Below are 15055 nucleotides of genomic sequence, written 5' to 3'. Positions count from 1 at the left end.
GTAATAGAATTATATAAAAGGTCATCGTATATAAAATTTAATTTTATATTAATTAAACATGGTCTACTTTCATTAATAAGTATTAAATTAGTGACATTTTATGACCGGAATTCTATACTTCCTTAAAATAATACTTTAGTTTTGCAGGCTAATGTATAATAAGCAAAAGAAGTGAATATAAATACATAAATATCATTTTAAACTTACATCAAATTATGAACAAAAAGTTTTTCTTGCCATTTTTCATTTTGGCAACAATTGTAACCTTTTCTTCTTGCTCAAGCAAGTTGAAACCGTTAGCAGAACAGTACATCAAGGCCGAACCGCAGCCACTTGAGGCAATCGGTGGCAAAGTTCCTGTAACAATCAATGCTACATTCCCGGCAAAATGGTTCAACAAAAACGCTGTTGTAACTGTAACTCCGGTTTTAAGGTATGAAGGTGGCGAAGCATGGGGCACAGCTTACACATACCAAGGTGAAAAAGTAAATGGTAACAACCAGGTAATTCCTCAAGCTGCAGGAGCCAATGTTACAATGAAATCTTCTTTCACTTACAAGCCTGAAATGAAGAAATCAGAATTATATCTGACTTTCGAAGCTAAAATCAAGAACAAAACAGTAGCTCTTCCCGACATCAAGATTGGCGAAGGTGTTATTGCAACTTCAGCTTTGGCTGACGCAGGAACTGCAACTCCAGCTTTGGCTGCCGATAAGTTCCAACGCATCATTAAAGAAGCTCACAATGCAAACATCATGTTCCTTATCCAACAAGCTGAACTTCGCACAAAAGAATTGAAGAAAGGCGAATTGGCTGATTGGAAAAACCTTGTTAAGAATGCAAACGAAGCTCCTAACCAAAATGTAGCTATCGAAATTTCTGCATATGCTTCTCCTGATGGTGGTCTTGATCTGAATACAGGTCTTGCTGAAAAGCGTGAAAAGAACACTTCTAAATATCTTGCTAAAGAATTGAAGAAAGAAAAAATCGATGCTCCGGTAGACGCTCGTTACACAGCTGAAGACTGGGAAGGTTTCAAAGAATTGGTTGCCAACTCTAACCTTCAGGACAAAGACTTGGTTCTTCGCGTTCTTTCAATGTACAACGATCCAGAACAGAGAGAAAAAGAAATCAAGAATATCTCTGCAGTTTACAGCAACCTTGCTGACGAAATTCTTCCTCAGTTGCGTCGTTCACGTTTGACTGCCAATATCGAAATCATTGGTAAATCAGACGACGAAATTGCCAACCTTGCTAAAACGGATGCAAAAGCTCTTACAGTAGAAGAACTTCTTTATGCTGGTGCTTTGGCAAAAACAACTGCAGAAAAAGAAGCAATCTACAAAAAAGCTGTTGAATTGTTCCCTAGCGATTACCGTACATACAACAACGTTGGTATGATCAACTTCCTGAACGGTGATTTGTCTGCTGCTGAAGCAATGTTCAATAAAGCTAATTCTGTTAAGGCAAACAACGAATCTAACATGAACTTAGGTTTGATCGCTTTAACTAAGGGTGACCAGGCTAAGGCTGAACAATTGTTTGGTAGCGCTGCAGGTGTTGCTGAATTAAGTGAAGCTCTGGGCGTTCTTTACCTTGAAAAAGGCGAATACGCTAAGGCTGTTAACTCTTTCGGTGCAACAAAGAGCAATAACGCTGCTTTAGCTCAGATCCTTGTAAAGGACTACAGCAAAGCTCAGCAAACATTAGACGGTGTTGCTAACGCAGACGCTACAACAGATTATTTGAAAGCTGTTGTTGCTGCTCGTACAAACAACGTTAACGGTGTAATCAGCAATTTGAAATCATCTATTGCAAAAGACAAGGCCATGGCTAAAGAAGCTGCTAAGGATCTTGAATTTGCAAAATTTGCTGCTGATGCTGCATTCTCTGCTTTAGTAAAGTAAGAACTACATTTTATTAAATACGATAAAGCCTCAGGCATCCGCCTGGGGCTTTATTTATATAAGACCCGCTAGAAGACGTTCGTGCTGGGCGAACATAAAAAAGGGTGCCGGAATCAAATCCGGCACCCTTTTTATCTAAAGATGGATATATTATCTGCTCATACGCTTGCGCTCATTCTCGTCGAGAACAATTTTACGCAGACGCATGCTGTTAGGTGTAACCTCCACATACTCGTCGGCTTTGATATATTCCAACGCATCCTCCAGACTGAATACAACCGGAGGAGCCAAAGAAACCTTATCATCCGATCCGGATGCACGCATATTGGTAAGCTTCTTCGACTTAGTGACATTTACGACCAAGTCTCCTTCTTTCGAATGCTCACCCACAATCTGACCGGCATACACATCTTCCTGGGGACTAACAAAAAAGCGTCCTCTTGATTGAAGGTTATTTAATGCATAAGCAAAAGCCGTACCCGCTTCCATAGCGATAATCGCGCCATTGGCACGACGTTCAATATCCCCTTTCCAGGGTTGGAATTCGATGAAACGATGAGCCATTATGGCTTCACCTGCCGAAGCAGTAAGCACTGCGTTGTTCAACCCGATAATACCACGTGAAGGAATGATGAACTGAAGATGGATACGATCGTTCTTGCTCTCCATCATTCTCATTTCGCCTTTGCGTTTTGTAACCATATCAATGATACGGCTTGAACACTCTTCGGGGAGGTTAATGGTAAGCTCTTCAACCGGCTCACATTTTACGCCATCGATTTCTTTGATGATTACCTGAGGCTGACCCACCTGTAATTCGTATCCTTCGCGACGCATTGTTTCGATAAGTACAGACAAGTGCAATACACCACGACCGTATACCAGCCACGAATCGGCCGAGTCGGTAGGTTCCACACGTAATGCCAGGTTCTTATCAAGTTCTTTCTGCAGACGTTCAAATATATGACGTGATGTTACAAACTTTCCATCTTTTCCGTAGAAGGGAGAATTGTTGATTGTAAACAACATAGACATGGTAGGTTCGTCGATCGCAATGGTAGGTAAAGCCTCGGGCTCCAGAAAATCGGCAATAGTTTCTCCAATTTCAAAACCTTCGATGCCGATAAGGGCACAGATATCACCCGATTTAACCGAGTTCACTTTACTACGACCCAGACCTTCAAATACATTCACCTCCTTGATGCGTGATTTTACCATAGAACCGTCACGCTTGCAAAGCATCACATCCTGCCCCTCTCTCAATTCACCACGGTGTACGCGACCGATGGCAATACGACCCACATATTTGGAGAAGTCGAGCGAAGTGATAAGCATCTGCGGAGTACCTTCCAATGTTACAGGTTCGGGGATATATTCTATGATTGCATCAAGCAATGCGGAAATATCTTCTTTAGGTTCATTCCAGTCGGTAGACATCCAACCATTTTTAGCAGAGCCATAAATTGTCGGGAAGTCCAACTGTTCTTCGGTGGCGTCCAGACTAAACATCAGATCGAACACCATTTCCTGAACTTCAGACGGTCTGCAGTTTGGTTTATCTACTTTATTAACAACTACAATTGGTTTTAATCCGAGCTGGATGGCCTTCTGCAGTACAAAACGGGTTTGAGGCATTGGGCCTTCAAACGCATCTACTAACAATAAAACACCGTCGGCCATATTCAATACTCTTTCAACCTCGCCACCAAAGTCGGCGTGCCCCGGAGTATCAATAATGTTGATTTTATAATCATTGTAAGTAATGGATACGTTCTTGGAAAGAATCGTAATACCTCTTTCGCGCTCAAGGTCATTACTATCCAAAAACTGGTCGGGTTCTGCCTGTCCTTCACGGAAAAGCTTACCTGCTAATAACATTTTGTCAACGAGCGTTGTTTTACCGTGATCCACGTGCGCGATAATCGCGATGTTTCTAATCTTTTGCATTGAGACTAATTTATTGGCTGCAAATTTACGACAAATTCCTTTCATATGGAAAAAAAGAAAAGTAAAAGTGTTGTCTATCAAAAAACTAATGGCTACCTTTGCGCACGCTTTGAAACAATAGTATTAATTTTTTAAAAGTAGAATTCATGTATTTAGATTCAGCTAAAAAGGCAGAACTTTTCGAAAAGTACGGAAAGTCTAGCGCAGACACAGGTTCTGCAGAAAGCCAGATCGCTCTTTTCACTTTCCGCATTTCTCATTTAACAGAACACTTGAAAAAGAATCACAAAGATTATAGTACTTCAAGAGCTCTTAAAATGTTGGTAGGTAAACGTCGTCGTTTACTGGATTACCTAATTGCTAAAGACATCGAAAGATATCGTGCAATCATCAAAGAACTTGGTATCAGAAAGTAAGAAACAACTTCTCAGGAAGTTAAAGGGCTCTCTTCATTGAAGGGGGCCCTTTTCTTTTGTTATAACAACTCCCTTTTAATCAAAAAACAGATTAAAAACCACACAAAATAGCCTAATCTTTGAATATTTAATGTATTTTTGCCGTGTTTTGTAACAAATTATAATCAGCCGAAAAATTAATAAAATACATACAACTTAATTATCATGGGAAATAACAAGATTATAGGAGCAAAAATACAACGCATCCGCGAATCCAAAAACCTCACCGTTCAGGAAGTTGCCGAACGCTCCGGATTAAGTGTAGATCAGGTAGAGCGTATAGAAGGAAGTCTTGATTTTCCTTCCCTGGCTCCGTTAATCAAGATTGCCCGCGTGCTGGGAGTTCGTCTGGGCACATTCCTCGACGATCAGACAGAGCTGGGTCCGGTTATTTGTCGGAAACAAGACAACAATACCGCTACAGAAAGTATAAGCTTCTCAAACAATGCCACCAAAGCACGCAAGCACATGGAATACCATTCCTTGTCGAAAGCAAAGTCGGGACGACACATGGAGCCGTTCCTGATCGATATTGCCTCGTCATCGGGCGTAGATTTTATCCTTTCCACACACGAAGGCGAAGAATTTATCTATGTTCTTGAAGGTATCGTAGAGATCAATTACGGCAAAAACACCTACATCCTTGAAGAGGGAGACAGCATTTATTACGATTCGATTGTAGCCCATCATGTACATGCCGGAGCCGGCAGTACAGCTAAAATACTGGCTGTAGTATATACGCCATACTAATTATCATCTCTTTATGGAATTACAAGACAAAACAATCGGACAATGGCTTGAGCATTGGGCCGAGACAACACCCGATAAAGAATACCTTGTTTATTCGGACCGCGACCTGCGTTTCACCTGGAAGGAGTTTAACGAACGGGTAGACAAAATGGCCAAAGGATTGCTGGCTATCGGTGTAACAAAAGGAACCCATGTAGGAATCTGGGCAACCAATGTTCCCGACTGGCTTACCTTTCTGTATGCCGGAGCTAAAATCGGAGCGGTATTGGTAACTGTAAATACCAATTACAAGCAGCACGAACTGGAATTTCTTGTTGAAAATTCGGATTTACACACCTTATGTATTACCGAAGGGGTATTTGACGGAAACTATGTAGACATGGTCTACGAAATGATTCCCGAACTTAGAAATTCTCAACGAGGTTATCTTAGCTGCAGCCGTTTTCCCAAAATGAAGAATGTGGTTTTTATCGGCCAGGAAAAATTCAGAGGGATGTACAATACACCCGAATTATTACTGTTGGGAGACAACATCAGCGACGAAGTGCTGGACGATGTAAAATCCACCATTACATGTCATGACGTAGCCAATATGCAATATACCTCTGGAACCACCGGATTCCCAAAAGGTGTAATGCTCACACATCACAATATAACAAACAACGGACTCTTTACAGGAGAAGGCATGGGTTTTACACAAAACGATAAGCTATGTTGCTGTGTACCCCTGTTCCACTGTTTTGGCGTAGTACTGGCAACCATGAATTGCCTTACGCACGGGTCCACCCAGGTGATGGTGGAAAAGTTTGACCCGCTGGTGGTTCTGGCTTCTGTTCACAAAGAACGGTGCACCGCTCTCTATGGCGTTCCCACCATGTTTATTGCCGAATTGAACCATCCCATGTTTTCCATGTTCGACCTCACCTCGCTACGAACAGGGATCATGGCAGGAGCCTTATGCCCCATTGAGCTGATGCGTGCAGTAACAGATAAGATGCATATTACACATATAACTAGTGTATATGGACTTACCGAAAGTTCACCGGGAATGACTCATACAACCCTGGATGATTCCTTCGAAGAAAGATGTACTACAGTTGGAAAAGAATACCCTCACACGGAAGTGAAGATTGTAAATCCGGAAACCGGAGAAGAATGTCCTCAGGGTGTTCAGGGGGAAATATGCTGCCGCGGATACCTTGTTATGAAAGGCTACTATAAAAATCCGGAAGCTACCGCCGAAGTTATCGATAAGGATGGCTGGTTACACAGCGGCGATCTGGGTATCAAAAATGAACAAGGAAACTATGTAATAACCGGCCGGATAAAAGATATGATCATTCGGGGAGGTGAAAATATTTACCCCCGCGAAATAGAAGAGTTCCTATACCACCTGGAAGGTGTAAAAGATGTACAGGTTGCCGCCATCGCCTCGCAGAAATATGGAGAAGAGGTAGGAGCCTTTATCATTCAAAAAGAGGGCGTGACTCTTACCGAAGAAATTGTCAAAGATTTCTGCCGGGGTAAAATAGCCCGCCATAAAATACCAAAATATGTATTCTTCATTGACGGCTTTCCATTGACGGGAAGTGGCAAGATCCAAAAATATAAACTCAAAGATATCGGGTTACAACTACTCAAAGAACAGGGAATAACCCCTCAATGAGCATATAGAAGAGAGCCTTCCCCTATGGAAAGCTCTCTTTTTCTTTTCCTTAACAACTAACTTCATGCTTTTTATTTACCTTTGCAAACTGAACAATCTATTTTATTCAATATGTCACAACTATTTCCAACCACGCTGCCTTATAAAGTAGCGGATATGAGTTTGGCCGAGTTTGGTCGCAAGGAGATTGAAATCGCCGAACACGAAATGCCGGGTTTAATGGCGCTTCGTGCCAAGTATGCCGATAAACAGCCGCTAAAAGGCGCCCGAATTACCGGCTCATTGCACATGACTATTCAGACGGCCGTTCTGATCGAGACATTGGTTGCTCTGGGAGCCGATGTTCGCTGGGCAAGCTGTAATATTTTCTCTACGCAGGATCATGCCGCCGCCGCCATTGCCGCCACAGGCGTACCTGTATTTGCGTGGAAAGGAGAATCCCTCGAAGAATACTGGTGGTGTACAGACATGGCACTCCGTTTCCCCGAAGGAAAAGGTCCGCATATGATTGTAGACGACGGAGGTGATGCTTCCCTGTTGGTACATATGGGATACCGTGCCGAAATAGACGCCGAAACCATCAACCGTAAAGGCGGCAATCATGAAGAGCAGGTTATTCTGGATACACTCAATACTATTCTGGCCGAAGATAACCAGCGCTGGCATCGTGCGGTTGAAGAGATGAAAGGGGTTTCAGAAGAGACAACCACCGGTGTACATCGTCTTTACCAGATGATGGAAAAAGGGGAATTGCTGGTTCCTGCCATCAATGTAAACGACTCGGTAACCAAATCCAAATTCGATAATCTGTACGGTTGCCGCGAATCGCTGGCCGATGGTATCAAACGTGCCACCGATGTAATGATTGCCGGTAAGGTAGTAGTTGTTCTGGGTTATGGTGATGTAGGTAAAGGATGTGCCCGTTCCATGCGTTCGTACGGTGCACGTGTGATCGTGACCGAAATAGACCCGATCTGTGCATTGCAGGCTGCCATGGAAGGATTTGAAGTAACCACCATGGAAGAGGCGGTTAAAGAGGGTAACATATTTGTTACCACTACCGGAAACTGCGATATCATCACCATCGAGCATATGGCTCAGATGAAAGATCAGGCTATTGTATGTAACATCGGCCATTTCGACAACGAGATTCAGGTAGACAAGCTGGTTAATTATCCAAATATCAAACATACAAACATCAAACCACAGGTAGACAAGTACACCTTTCCAACCGGGAACTCCATCTTCCTGTTGGCCGAAGGACGTTTGGTAAACCTGGGTTGTGCAACCGGACACCCCTCTTTTGTAATGAGCAATTCATTTACAAACCAGGTTCTGGCACAAATAGATCTGTGGCAGATGGCTTACGAAATAGGTGTTTATCGCCTGCCTAAACGACTCGACGAAGAGGTAGCCCGCCTGCATCTGGAACGTATCGGTGTGAAACTGTCTGTTTTAAGTGAAAAGCAGGCCGATTACATCGGTGTACCCGTAGACGGACCTTATAAACCGGAACACTACAGATATTAATATAATGAAGGGTGAACCGGCAACACGGTTCACCCTCTTTTCTTTCACTATGTATCCAATTATGAAGATTGCCATCCTCTCTCCATTTTATCCTTACCGGGGCGGAATCGCCCAGTTCAGCGCCATGCTTTATGACGAGCTTGGCAAAGAACACCAGGTTAAAGCATTTAACTTCAAGCGACTATATCCCGGCATATTATTCCCCGGAAAGACACAATATGTAGATAAAGACGATCAGGCAGAAGTGGTTGAAAGTGTTCGGACATTAGACAGCATCAATCCTTTCAGCTATTTTGCTACGGAAAAAGCGTTGAGAGAGTTTGCGCCGGATCTGATTATCATCTCCTATTGGATGAGCTTCTTTGTACCCGGTTATGCCCACATAGCCAACCGGATGAAAAAAAGCTGTAAAGTGGTGGCGTTGCTTCACAATGCCTATCCTCACGAAGCCCGGCCCATGGATAAGCCGTTGGCTAAGCTGTTTTTCAATCAGTGTCATGGATTTATCACCCTCAGCGAAAATGTAAAAAACGATTTACACGCTATCCGTCCCGCGGCCCCCTGTATGGTGAGTCCGCATCCCCTGTACAACCAATTCGGCGAACGAAAAGACCGGTCGGAAGCCTGCACCACGCTGGGGCTTGATCCGGATAAAAAAACATTACTCTTTTTCGGACTGATCCGCCATTATAAAGGACTTGATTTGCTGATCGAAGCCATGTCGCATCTGGATAACACCTATCAGCTTGTAATTGCCGGCGAATGCTACGGCAGCTTCGATAAATACCAGCATCAGATCGATGCTTCCGGTGCGAAAGAGCGAATCAGGGTATTCAACCGGTATATAAATGACAATGAGATCAGCGACTACTTCTCGGCAGCAGATGCTTTGATACTGCCCTATCGTTCGGCCACACAAAGCGGAGTCGTATCTATTGCGTACCATTTCGACACCCCGATGATAAGTACTCCGGTGGGCGATTTCCCGGCAAGCATTGATATCCCGAAAACCGGTATAGTAACCTCTGCCATAACAGCCCAAGCCATTGAAGAAGCTATCCTGACCCTTTTTAAAAACGACCAGCTGGCAACCTGCCTCAAGAATATAGAGACAGAGAAAAAGGCACTATCGTGGGAAACTTTTGCAGGAAAAGTTATAAACTACGTTCAAACATTATAATTTTCCGTAACAATGCCTCTTTCTTCTGCTTACTTAACGGGGATCCTGATTATTTGCTACAGCTATATCTCCCATTTCTGTAAGATACTGATTCCAAAGACCATCTACCTGGAATTGATTCCCTAAGGCGTACTTGATCGCTCCATCGAACGACCAGGGAATAACCTTTAATGTGCTTTGATTGAACTTTTTAAGAAAATCCGGATCCTTTGTCTTTGTCAGCCAAGCAAGAAAGAATCCAGTGGTCCGGTAACCATCCATATAGCTGCCACCTTTGGGTCTGTCTTTTTCTGTAAAGCAACCGTTAAGCAGACGGACAGCATCTGCCACACCTTCAATCATTGCAAAGAAAGTCTTATTTGTTCCATAAGAGCCTATTCCCTGAGGTTCTAACTGAAAACCATGCGTTAGCTCATGATATAAAACACCGCGGGTTTCATAATCTACTTTTTCTTTATTCAATTCTTTTCCAAAGGTTTTTTCCACCCATTTTGTACTGTAATCTATATAAATAGTTGGAGGATTACCCCCCTTTGCCGAAATCCCATCGTACTCTTTCAAGGTATAATGAATCGTTTTTATACCCGGAATGCTATCAGAAGGAGAAAAATAAAGCGTTTCTAATACCTTCCGTGCTTGCAAAGCAATATAATCTTCCGGATTCGACACCAATTCATGATAAATACGAGCCCCTTCTGTTTCGGGCGACAAGGATTTAAAAATAATGTTACCAACCGGATAATTGCTCCACGATACATTATCCTTCGAGGTTGAAGATTGCGAAACCACATCATTGGCTTGCAGTAAGCCCATACACAAAAGTCCTGACAAGAAATAAGATTTAAACACACTCATAATAGGTCTATATTTAATTTAAAGTACAAATCTACAGAATTAAACCGAAAAATATTAAATCAAGTATTAACTATCCATTAAAAGAAAGTCCACTACGTTGTAATTTCATTTAGGCAATAACGTACTATATTCCCTTAAGGGTTTTAATCTTTAGTATACGGACAACTATTCGTAACGCAGTAGCATACTATTCGTTTGACAATTGGATGACTTGCATTCAACATATGAGTAACTTGCGTTCAACAATTGGGTAACTTGCGTTTAACATATGTCAAACGAATAATGGCTCGTTATGAAAAAAATAGTTCATGGTAGTGATTGGATTAGTTCATCGTTGTGTTAAGACTAACCATTGGTTATGCATCCTCTCTGAACAGAAAGAATACGATGAAAATCTCCTTCGTACCCGGATGCTTGTGTATAAAACAGACTCATTAAAATGGACTATGTAAAGCCTGCGGTTTGATTTGACTGGAACCGAAGTGGAGCCGTACGGGATGACAGATGACAGATGATCTGCATCCGTCACAAGACATCTATCATCCTCACAACCCTCTTCAATAAAGGGATCCGAGCTGAAAAATGACAAATGACAGATGTTTTTCGCACAAATCGTTTTCGATGAATAAATTTCAGTAGAATAATGAGATAGGCCGACACGAATTATTTTATAAATTTATTCCGTTTTTTTGTAACAACCTGCAAGGCTGTGCCGTCTACTTTTTGAATGCCTCGCCAAAGGTGCACATGGAAGAGGGATGAAAACAGATTCAACAATTTAAATTTTAAAAAGATATGAAAAAAATCATGGCCATACTGGCACTCGTAATCATATGCCAGGCAGGATATAGTCAGAAAAATGTAAACGACCTGTTCAAGGAGTTTTCGAAAATGAACAATGTAACTACCATCAGCATGGGACAGATCACCATGAAATTTGCGAGTCTGTTTTCGGACACGATGGGGGTAGACGGGATAGAGGTGTATTCGTTGGAAGACTGCACCAATGATGTAAAGGAAAAACTAAGCAAGGCGGTGAGCCAGCTTAAAGACAATAAGTTTGAGACAATGGTCAACGCCAACGAAAACGGAGAACGCACCAAAGTGCTGGTCCGCATCGAAAATGAGATGATCCGCGAGATGGTGATCGTAACCACAGGCAGCGACGCAGCATTGGTACGTATAAAAGGTAAAATCAAACCATCAGACATCGAACGGATGGTTAACAAACACGGTAAAGGTGAGTCCTGATCAATTCAAACAGACGTTCCTTCCGTTGCATCCGAAGCTTTTCCGCGTTGCCTATGCCCTTACGGGTAATAAAGACGATGCCGAAGACATTCTTCAGGAGGCTTATTGCAAACTATGGAACAAACGGGAGGAACTTACAAACATTATCAATCCGGAGGCCTTTTCGGTCACCCTTATTAAAAACCTTTGCATGGATTTTCTCCGGTCTTCTAAATCGGGACGCTACGAAGATAGTCTGGATACCATTACAATTGCCAGCTACAACACGCCCGATACCGTACTCGAAAATGCAGACGAGGTTGAAAGGGTAGCACAGCTGATTGAGCAGCTGCCGGAAAACCAGAAGAGGGTTTTGAAACTAAGAGGTTTTGGCGACTGTTCCATGGAGGAGATAGAAGAGATTACCGGATTCAGTGCTGTCAATGTGCGCACACTGCTTTCGCGGGCACGTAAAATTATTAAAGAGCAATACATAAAACTAAACGTATATGAACGATAAACAGATAGACGAACTAATCGACAAGGCACTGCAAGAGGATGGAAGGCTGCCCGAAGGCCTGTCGGAAAGATTGGAACAGTATATCGACAACCTGGCTGCCGGAGAACAGACCAAGAAGATTTCTTTGGTAAGAAGGCGTTTCATATACTGGTGCGGAGGCGTTGCGGCGGCTCTGGTGATTGGCACCGCTCTCTTTTTCCAGACGGAATATGTTCAGCAGAAACCTACCACTGCCGATACATTCTCTGATCCGATGGAGGCTGCCATCGCTGCAAATAAAGCGCTCGCCTTTATGTCCACTCAGCTGAACAAAGGATTGGACGAGGTGTCTGACGCTCAGCAGGAAATTCACAAGGTAAATAAAATCGTAAACAAACAATTGAATAATAAAGAAGAGATACAATGAAAGCAAAATATATCATACTCGCACTTCTGTGCATCGTATTCAGTCAGGCTGGTCTGGCGCAGACAACCAGTAAACTGTTCGAAAAATACGCCGACATGGACAATGTTACTTCGGTCTATATCTCGAAGGCCATGTTTAAAATGATGCCCACCATGCAGACAGCAGGATTAAATCTGATGAACATGAAAGGGAAAGTGGAATCATTGCAGGTACTTACCACCGAACGCAAGGATCTGACAGTGAAGATGCGCAACGAGTTTTCTCAGTTGGTAACCAAACAACACGAAGAGCTAATGCGCGTTCGCGACGGTAAAACCAAGGCAACCTTCTATGCCGTAATGAAAGGAGATCTGGTAAAAGACATGCTGATGCTGGCAGATACCGAAGATGGGTTTACGGTGATACAGCTGCTTGGGAATTTTACCCTGCAGGATATCCAGGAAATTACCAAAGACATGGATAAATAAGATAAAATGGTACTGCAAATAAATGAAAGAGGGTGTGTCAAAACTAAGTAATGACACACCCTCTTCTGTTTTTTAAAAACTTGAGTAATCTATTTCTGCAGCTCTTTATCCTTCTTAAGGGTATTCCATACCGACCAGGCTATGGCTCCGGCCAGCAGCAACAGGATAATCAGCGAGCTTACCGATGCAACCTGGGTTGCCATAATGTAGTTGTCAGGTTCGAAGCGGAATACAATCTGATGTTCGCCGGCAGGTACGCGAAGGGCGCGTAATGTCCAGTCGGCACGGAAATGAGGCGTTTCCTTCCCATCCACAAAAGCTTTCCATCCGGGTTGATAATAAATCTCGGAGAAGATGGCAAGCTGTTCGGTTTTTGTATTTGACTGGTATGTAACCACATTCGGCTTGTAATCGGTAAGTGCAATCGTTGCCGTAGAATCCGGTTGAGGAGTGAAACCTTCCAGATCGGCAGCAAAAAGTTTGTCGACAACCGCCACCATCAACGGATTGAACTGATTCATTGCAGCCATCTCGGCATCGGCATTGTCCACCATCTCCACCTTTTGGGCAAACCATGCGTTTCCATAGGCGAAAGGATTGCGTATAGGAGCCTGTTCCGGATTGTAAATGATATAGCGCATATTCAGCATATTCAACGTAGGACAAACCATCAGTCCTTTGATCACATCATCGGCAGTCTTTGCCTGTTGGAAAGTTTTCATGATCGACTGTATCTCACCCGTCAGACGATGGTCAATCAACTCCTGATACCTGCGCAACTTGGCAGCATGGTAACCTCCAATGGATTTATGATAAAATGAAGTTGTAGTTTCCTGGAATGGATTATTCAGGTTCAACACCCGGAAAGAGGGATCTGTATCCTTCAGTATTTCTTTATCGGCCACCGTTGCCTTATAGGTCTCGGCAGGTTGCTCACGTACAAAGTCGTCGCCATTAAGGTAGCGCTTGTCCACACTCCATAGGTCGGCCAACCATAAGGATAGCTATTCCCACACCAACATATACAGCTGTTTTCTCTTTGTTCTTCGCTTTAAAATACCAGAACAAAAGAGATACGCCCAGCAGAATAAAAATCAACGAGCGTAAAGCATCTGCCTGTGCCAGAGATTTACGGTCCAGTCAGCAAGGCATTGTACTACCAGTCGCGGCATCGTGATACTGGGTATCCATGGGCGAGCGGAAATCGAGGAACAGGGCCGGCATCAACCAAAGAATCAGACAAATACCGCCTGTAAGCCCTAAAGCCGTAAGGGTTCCCCGCTTCAGCAAGGTTCCACGTCCACCTTTCCGGAAAGGATCTCCTTCAATCCCCAGAAGGCAATGAGCGGGAATACAAGTCCCGGAATCACCAAAGCCATCTCCACCGTACGGAACTTGTTGTACATGGGCCAGGTTATGAAACATAAAATCGTTGAAGGCCGGTCAAAGTTCTTTCCCAATGCCAGCAAGGGTAAGAAAAACAGAACCTCCCAGCATCCACCATTTCAGCTTTCCGGGAACCACGAACAGTCCCAGTACGAACAAGAAACAGGACGATAGCGCCGAAGTAAACCGGACAGAGGTAAATATCTTATCGCCCCAATAGGTGTAACTCTGCACATCGTTACCTAACTGGGCTCCTTTACTCCGAAGCTCCTTGTATAGGTTTGAATTATTGTCCAATGTACCTCCCGAAGCTCCTCCGTAGGCATTGGGTACTAATAAGGTGAGCAGCTCTCCCTTGCCGTAACTCCCAGGCAAAGGCATATTCTTTGTCCAGACCGTCGGACACTTTGGCGGCACTTCCTGTAGTTGCCTGCGTAAGTTCCGTAGGACCGCGCATGGAGGTTTTACTCATCTCCCAGTTGGCATACAGATTCCCTAAGTTAGGTAACACAGCCAGGATAACACACACAAGCATAACACCCGAAATCTTCACCAGCGGAACCATTGCCTTTTGGCGGATCTGATCCCAGGCGAAGCCGATGTAGATAAACAGACAAAGCAGCGCCAGGTAATAGGTGATCTGTAAGTGACCGTTCAATACCGAAAGGGCTACACCCAAGGTAAACAGCACCGCTCCCCAAAGAAATTTACTCCGGAACAACAATAGCATACCGGCTATCGTGAGTGGCATATAGG

At 43.5% G+C, this 15055-nt stretch carries 15 protein-coding genes and 1 pseudogene; 10 read left to right on the top strand and 6 right to left on the bottom strand.

Annotated features, from left to right (window positions below; genetic code table 11):
* The first annotated feature begins 215 nt into the window (after positions 1-215).
* A complete protein-coding gene (locus F5613_RS15555) occupies positions 216-1907 on the top strand; it encodes a tetratricopeptide repeat protein (RefSeq protein WP_179400446.1) in 1692 nt (563 codons plus the stop codon).
* A 150-nt stretch (positions 1908-2057) separates the two neighbouring features.
* Here the strand turns inward: F5613_RS15555 and typA are convergent, their stop codons facing one another.
* Complete coding sequence (gene typA, locus F5613_RS15550) at positions 2058-3854, bottom strand: translational GTPase TypA (RefSeq protein ID WP_179400445.1); 1797 nt, start codon at positions 3852-3854, stop codon at positions 2058-2060.
* Between the two features lie 146 nt (positions 3855-4000).
* Here typA and rpsO point away from each other — a divergent pair, with 146 nt between their 5' ends.
* From rpsO to F5613_RS15525, 5 genes are all read left to right on the top strand, one after another.
* Positions 4001-4270 carry a 30S ribosomal protein S15 gene (rpsO, locus tag F5613_RS15545; protein WP_068187106.1) on the top strand — a complete coding sequence of 90 codons (270 nt, stop codon included), beginning with the start codon at positions 4001-4003 and terminating at the stop codon, positions 4268-4270.
* 204 nt (positions 4271-4474) lie between these two features.
* Complete coding sequence (locus F5613_RS15540; protein WP_179400010.1) at positions 4475-5059, top strand: helix-turn-helix domain-containing protein; 585 nt, start codon at positions 4475-4477, stop codon at positions 5057-5059.
* A gap of 13 nt (positions 5060-5072) precedes the next feature.
* Positions 5073-6725: an AMP-binding protein gene (locus F5613_RS15535; protein ID WP_179400009.1), complete on the top strand. Its 1653-nt coding sequence runs from the start codon at positions 5073-5075 to the stop codon at positions 6723-6725.
* 111 nt (positions 6726-6836) lie between these two features.
* The gene (ahcY, locus tag F5613_RS15530; RefSeq protein ID WP_179400008.1) at positions 6837-8255 is read left to right on the top strand and encodes an adenosylhomocysteinase; all 1419 of its coding nucleotides are present in this window, start codon (positions 6837-6839) and stop codon (positions 8253-8255) included.
* Between the two features lie 4 nt (positions 8256-8259).
* Positions 8260-9435, top strand: a complete 1176-nt coding sequence (locus F5613_RS15525) for a glycosyltransferase (protein WP_246303406.1) — start codon at positions 8260-8262, stop codon at positions 9433-9435.
* Positions 9436-9468: 33 nt separating this feature from the next.
* On the opposite strand, the gene F5613_RS15520 is transcribed toward F5613_RS15525, so the two are convergent.
* On the bottom strand, positions 9469-10290 hold the full coding sequence (locus tag F5613_RS15520) for a basic secretory protein-like protein (RefSeq protein WP_218858927.1): 822 nt from the start codon (positions 10288-10290) through the stop codon (positions 9469-9471).
* Between the two features lie 795 nt (positions 10291-11085).
* Here F5613_RS15520 and F5613_RS15515 point away from each other — a divergent pair.
* Genes F5613_RS15515 through F5613_RS15500 form a run of 4 tightly spaced genes read left to right on the top strand, consistent with a single transcriptional unit; the run spans position 11086 to position 12913 of the window.
* On the top strand, positions 11086-11541 hold the full coding sequence (locus tag F5613_RS15515; protein WP_079682168.1) for a DUF4252 domain-containing protein: 456 nt from the start codon (positions 11086-11088) through the stop codon (positions 11539-11541).
* Entirely contained in the window at positions 11531-12040 is a 510-nt protein-coding gene (locus tag F5613_RS15510) for an RNA polymerase sigma factor (RefSeq protein ID WP_068185276.1), read from the top strand. The genes F5613_RS15515 and F5613_RS15510 overlap by 11 nt, the downstream gene beginning before the upstream one ends.
* The gene (locus F5613_RS15505; protein WP_179400007.1) at positions 12030-12446 is read left to right on the top strand and encodes a hypothetical protein; all 417 of its coding nucleotides are present in this window, start codon (positions 12030-12032) and stop codon (positions 12444-12446) included. The genes F5613_RS15510 and F5613_RS15505 overlap by 11 nt, the downstream gene beginning before the upstream one ends.
* Positions 12443-12913, top strand: coding sequence for a DUF4252 domain-containing protein (locus F5613_RS15500; protein WP_179400006.1), 471 nt, complete (start codon positions 12443-12445; stop codon positions 12911-12913). Before F5613_RS15505 ends, F5613_RS15500 begins: the two co-directional genes overlap by 4 nt.
* Before the next feature lie 89 nt (positions 12914-13002).
* Here the strand turns inward: F5613_RS15500 and F5613_RS16575 are convergent, their stop codons facing one another.
* The 4 genes and pseudogenes from F5613_RS16575 to F5613_RS16560 form a co-directional block, all read right to left on the bottom strand.
* Positions 13003-13905, bottom strand: coding sequence for a YfhO family protein (locus tag F5613_RS16575; protein WP_246303440.1), 903 nt, complete (start codon positions 13903-13905; stop codon positions 13003-13005).
* 148 nt (positions 13906-14053) lie between these two features.
* Positions 14054-14338, bottom strand: a complete 285-nt coding sequence (locus F5613_RS16570; protein WP_246303439.1) for a hypothetical protein — start codon at positions 14336-14338, stop codon at positions 14054-14056.
* An 18-nt stretch (positions 14339-14356) separates the two neighbouring features.
* Positions 14357-14596 carry a hypothetical protein gene (locus F5613_RS16565; protein ID WP_246303438.1) on the bottom strand — a complete coding sequence of 80 codons (240 nt, stop codon included), beginning with the start codon at positions 14594-14596 and terminating at the stop codon, positions 14357-14359.
* A pseudogene (locus F5613_RS16560) lies at positions 14586-15055 on the bottom strand (YfhO family protein); the annotation flags it as partial. The gene F5613_RS16565 and the pseudogene F5613_RS16560, both read right to left, overlap by 11 nt.

Origin of the sequence: Macellibacteroides fermentans (assembly GCF_013409575.1) — a bacterium.
Lineage (GTDB): Bacteria > Bacteroidota > Bacteroidia > Bacteroidales > Tannerellaceae > Macellibacteroides > Macellibacteroides fermentans.
This window is presented reverse-complemented; position numbering and strand designations above follow the sequence as displayed.

Coding starts and splice junctions, on each gene's coding strand:
- F5613_RS15505 (WP_179400007.1), top strand. CDS start 12,030: ATGAACGATAAACAGATAGACGAACTAATCGACAAGGCACTGCAAGAG.
- F5613_RS15540 (WP_179400010.1), top strand. CDS start 4,475: ATGGGAAATAACAAGATTATAGGAGCAAAAATACAACGCATCCGCGAA.
- rpsO (WP_068187106.1), top strand. CDS start 4,001: ATGTATTTAGATTCAGCTAAAAAGGCAGAACTTTTCGAAAAGTACGGA.
- F5613_RS15525 (WP_246303406.1), top strand. CDS start 8,260: ATGAAGGGTGAACCGGCAACACGGTTCACCCTCTTTTCTTTCACTATG.
- ahcY (WP_179400008.1), top strand. CDS start 6,837: ATGTCACAACTATTTCCAACCACGCTGCCTTATAAAGTAGCGGATATG.
- F5613_RS15520 (WP_218858927.1), bottom strand. CDS start 10,290: ATGAGTGTGTTTAAATCTTATTTCTTGTCAGGACTTTTGTGTATGGGC.
- typA (WP_179400445.1), bottom strand. CDS start 3,854: ATGCAAAAGATTAGAAACATCGCGATTATCGCGCACGTGGATCACGGT.
- F5613_RS15555 (WP_179400446.1), top strand. CDS start 216: ATGAACAAAAAGTTTTTCTTGCCATTTTTCATTTTGGCAACAATTGTA.
- F5613_RS15500 (WP_179400006.1), top strand. CDS start 12,443: ATGAAAGCAAAATATATCATACTCGCACTTCTGTGCATCGTATTCAGT.
- F5613_RS15515 (WP_079682168.1), top strand. CDS start 11,086: ATGAAAAAAATCATGGCCATACTGGCACTCGTAATCATATGCCAGGCA.
- F5613_RS15535 (WP_179400009.1), top strand. CDS start 5,073: ATGGAATTACAAGACAAAACAATCGGACAATGGCTTGAGCATTGGGCC.
- F5613_RS16570 (WP_246303439.1), bottom strand. CDS start 14,338: ATGTTTCATAACCTGGCCCATGTACAACAAGTTCCGTACGGTGGAGAT.